At 45.9% G+C, this 3,943-nt stretch carries 3 protein-coding genes; 2 read left to right on the top strand and 1 reads right to left on the bottom strand.

Annotation, left to right across the window (positions count from 1 at the left end):
* Together NZ772_15255 and NZ772_15260 are read left to right on the top strand one after the other, a co-directional pair.
* The coding region (locus NZ772_15255; GenBank protein ID MCS6814912.1) for a tetratricopeptide repeat protein at positions 1-2,733 on the top strand (2,733 nt) is incomplete at its 5' end.
* Between the two features lie 266 nt (positions 2,734-2,999).
* On the top strand, positions 3,000-3,323 hold the full coding sequence (locus tag NZ772_15260) for an Npun_R1517 family heterocyst differentiation transcriptional regulator (protein ID MCS6814913.1): 324 nt from the start codon (positions 3,000-3,002) through the stop codon (positions 3,321-3,323).
* A 366-nt stretch (positions 3,324-3,689) separates the two neighbouring features.
* On the opposite strand, the gene petD is transcribed toward NZ772_15260, so the two are convergent.
* Positions 3,690-3,943 (bottom strand): cytochrome b6-f complex subunit IV (gene petD, locus NZ772_15265; protein ID MCS6814914.1); only part of this gene is annotated, 254 nt, incomplete at its 5' end.

Below are 3,943 nucleotides of genomic sequence, written 5' to 3' on the forward strand. Positions count from 1 at the left end.
GCCTTTGAAGACAAGCACTTGACTGCTATGCAGCATACCCTTGAGGGTGTAAAAACACAACAGCATCATGCCAGTGAAGCTATCAATGGCCTCAGTAGCTACTTACACCGTCTTGCACCTGTCAATCGAGTTGATGCGGTGGAGTCTGAGTTGAAATGTCTCAAGACTGAGTTTCAGCAGCTTCAGTCTGCTCTCCAAGCAGTACAGAATGAGCCAAAGCCCAATCTGAATGCGTTTCAAGATCAGATTAACCACATTAACCGACGGTTAAACAATTTGCCACCACCGTTTGATCCCACTGCCCTCAAGCAAGATATTGATGCCATTATTAAGCTAGCTGGTGACCTGGTGCCCAAGCGAGAAATGTCACGGCTAATCTATGAAATTGAGACTGTGCAGCAACAAATTGCAGCCTTTGAGCAGATGATAGTGCCAATGCGTATTGGTGCAACAGTGTTCAAGAAGCAACTGGATACTCTGATTTCCAGAATAGATAATGGCAGTTCCTGGACAGATGATACTATTCGAGCAGAATTGGAAAGCTTACAGTCCAAACTAGCAGAAATCTCCCAAAGCGTAGAAACCCTTCAGCATCAAGATCACCCAGTGCAGGCTGAGTCAGTTAGCTTAACGGAACTAGCTGAGTTTACTGGTGTGGATCTAACAAGTCTCGATGATATTGACTTGGATCAACAACTAGCAGAAATCATGCACCTGTTCGAGGGAGAGTCTGCTGAGGCAAATCATATTGACTCATTGGATCTGTCCCAAAACCTTGAAGACACTCCTGTAGCAGGGCAACTAGCCCAGTTGTTAGCTAGGGTTGAGCATGTTGAACAGCAGCTAGCTCAAACAGCTTCTAAGTCAGCCTTGTCGTCGGCAACAGTCTCTTCTAGGCCCAGCTATGATTTTATACTTGCCCTTCAGGAATCTCAGACACAAGCTTCCTCCTCTAGCCAGCGTCTGTCGTTGCTAGAGGAAGTGATAGACCAGGCAGAACATTCATTGACGATCGTCTTGCCCTCTCCCACCTACTGTAACTTTAGTGACAGCACACTTCAAGCCATGCGAAACTTTTTGAATCGTCATGGTCAGATTGAGATTGGACTAGGCTACCTAGGTGTGATGGAGCAAAGTGGAAATCTCTGCTTAGATACCTATTGGCAACGCAAATCTCATCATCATCAGTTGCTCTACAGGGCACTAAAGCGTCTTGGTCAACTCAAGCGAGACTACCCTCAACAATTTACATTTAAGGTGTTGGGAACGGATGAAAACTTTTTGATTTGCGATCGCACCTTCGCAGTTTTGGGTGTTCAAGACCTGAGCATTGCTAGCAATCTTTATCCAGGCTTAAGCGTTGGACTGCGAACCTACGATCCCAGGGTGATTGAGAATCTCACCCATCGGTTCAACACTCCAATCATCGATGAACAGGATGCTGATGCCTGCTTTAACCGGGCACTAACCTGCTATGAACTAGGTGACAAGGAGAACGCTGTTATTTACTACACCCAAGCTCTGCGATTGAATCCCCACAATGACAGTGCTTACAACAATCGTGGCCTCGTCTATGTTGAGCTGGGCAATCCTCAAGAGGCAATGGCAGACTTCTGCCAAGCACTGGTGATCAACCCTGACAATGTTAGTGCCCGTTTTAATCTGGGCTATGTTAAGGCGGAGCTCGGTGATCGCAAGGGTGCGATAGCTGATTATACCCATGTTATTGAACATGACCCTCGATTTATTGCAGCCTATTTTCACCGAGGCTTAGCTAGAACCCGTGATGGGGACAAACTTGGTGCTATTGCTGACTATAGCCATGTTATTCAACTCGATGAAACTGCTGCGATCGCCTATTTCTATCGAGGGCTAGCTCACACCAAGTTAAACAACAACTGGTCAGCTCTTCAAGACTTTCGGCAAGCTGTTTTTCTCTTTACCCAGCAGGGAAATCGCACCTATTTGGATAAGGCCACAACCATGGTGCAAAAATTAGAACAACTGGCACCTATAGCCGATCCATCGCCAGATTTATCCCTAACGCCAACTCAGCAAGCGACTACCGCGCCAATCCAAAACTTAGATCTGCCTAGCTCTACTCATGAACAGGCAACCTGCCATTATGCTGATGCCGCCTCTAACGAGGTCATGGAAGTATTTGAAAATTCTGCTAGCAAGTTAGTCGGAGATTCGGTAGCAACAGAGCTACTATTGCTCACTAAGCGTGACTCGACACTGACACTGGAAACGCTATTCCCAGCTAGTGAGAGCCTCTTTGCAGATTTTGTGCAGCCAGATAGCAAACCCCAAGATCAATCATCTGATGAACTATTAGTTACCTCTGCACAGTCTGCTCAAGTATCAAACAACCATAACGGAGTTGAAGCCTCCATACCATCAATAGAACCATTAACGGAATCTCAAGTTCATCGCGGTCATGGCCATTTATCACAATCGTTAGCTGAGAATAAGCAGTCAGAGTCTGATGCACTGCTAACCTTCGAGCAGCTATTTCCCGCTGATGATGGTTTGACATCACCTCAAGCGTATCCATCATTTCAGGACTTGTTTCCTGATCAAGGATCGCCGACATCCGATCGCCACCAAACACCAACAGATGCTGTGTTATCCTTCCATGACCTTTTTCCAGAGCAGCCTATAGAACAAAATGCATCTGAACCATCCTATTCTGCTGCGGAATCAACACTGACACTAGAGCACCTCTTCTAGGTGAGAAGTTCAGCGAATCAGCGGATTCACGACTGCATCTTGAAGAGTAAACTCAACGTTAAGTGTGTTCCTATGCATTACTCTATCTGGCGAAGAGTAGCTATGTGGCTAGATTATCAGCTGTGGCTAGATTATCAGCATAGTATTATCAGCATAGTTATCTTTCAAGGTGTTCCATCTATCGTGGAGCAGCGTTCCTGATGTTAAATCGTCTAGGGCAGATAGCGCTCACTTAATTGCGTATCAAGCACTACTGCATAGTTCCAATGAATTACGATCCCCTCGATTGTTCCCAGAACTCGCTAAATCGATTAGATGCTAGCAATACCTGCCAACCATCTCAGACTGAAATTAGTGTGTATGAGTGTGAGCTGACCCTGAGATTTAGACTGATAGAGGAACGGGCTGCATTTCACGACCTTGATGAGGACGAACTTTTAGAAAAGTTATTAGAAGCAGTAACCTGCGGTAATGATGACTATATGGAAATCGGCCAGAAGCAGATCCGGGTATCCGAGCTTTCTGAAGTGCAAGCATCTCCTAAAATGCGACGGCAACTGATTCGACTCCGGAACTTCATGGGCAGCTAAATCTGTTGGCCGGCTTGTTAGCTAGTTCGTAGCCTGAGTTAGGCTAAATGGTTAAGCATTAGTTTGTGATAGCTAGAGTTGTCGTGTGCAGGTAGCGCTGTCATTTCAATCTTTGCCTACTACTACCCTTTTGGCTTCATAGTAATACACAACTAGCATTAGGATCTTTGTATGAGGTTAGCTGTGTTGATTTAAGTCCTCACTACGAGCCTTGACAGCAACCAACTTAGTCTAACCAACCAACGTTTGCTATCGCTTGTTGTCAACAGTTAGTGCCCACTATTACCTAAGTAGCGTACCTCATCAACCGAGTACGCAACCCTAGCAACAGCAGGCACAATTACGGAATCGATTCTGGAGAACGAACTAGAACAAGCCCAAGGTTAGAGACTTGTCGATTGGGAAGGTTGCACCAATTCCAAGCCACAGAGTCACAGCAGTGCCAAACAGAAATACTGCTGTCGCTACGGGGCGGCGGAAGGGATTTTGAAACTTGTTGACACTCTCGATAAAGGGTACCAACATCAACCCTAGAGGAATAGCTCCCATCATTGCAATCCCTAGCAACTTGTTAGGTACGATCCGCAGAATCTGGAATACAGGATACAAGTACCACTCCG

This window comes from Cyanobacteriota bacterium (assembly GCA_025054735.1).
Taxonomy (GTDB): domain Bacteria; phylum Cyanobacteriota; class Cyanobacteriia; order SKYG9; family SKYG9; genus SKYG9.

What these genes read in the sequence shown, in the direction of transcription:
- NZ772_15260 (MCS6814913.1), top strand. Translation starts at nt 3,000, where the DNA reads ATGAATTACGATCCCCTCGATTGTTCCCAGAACTCGCTAAATCGATTA.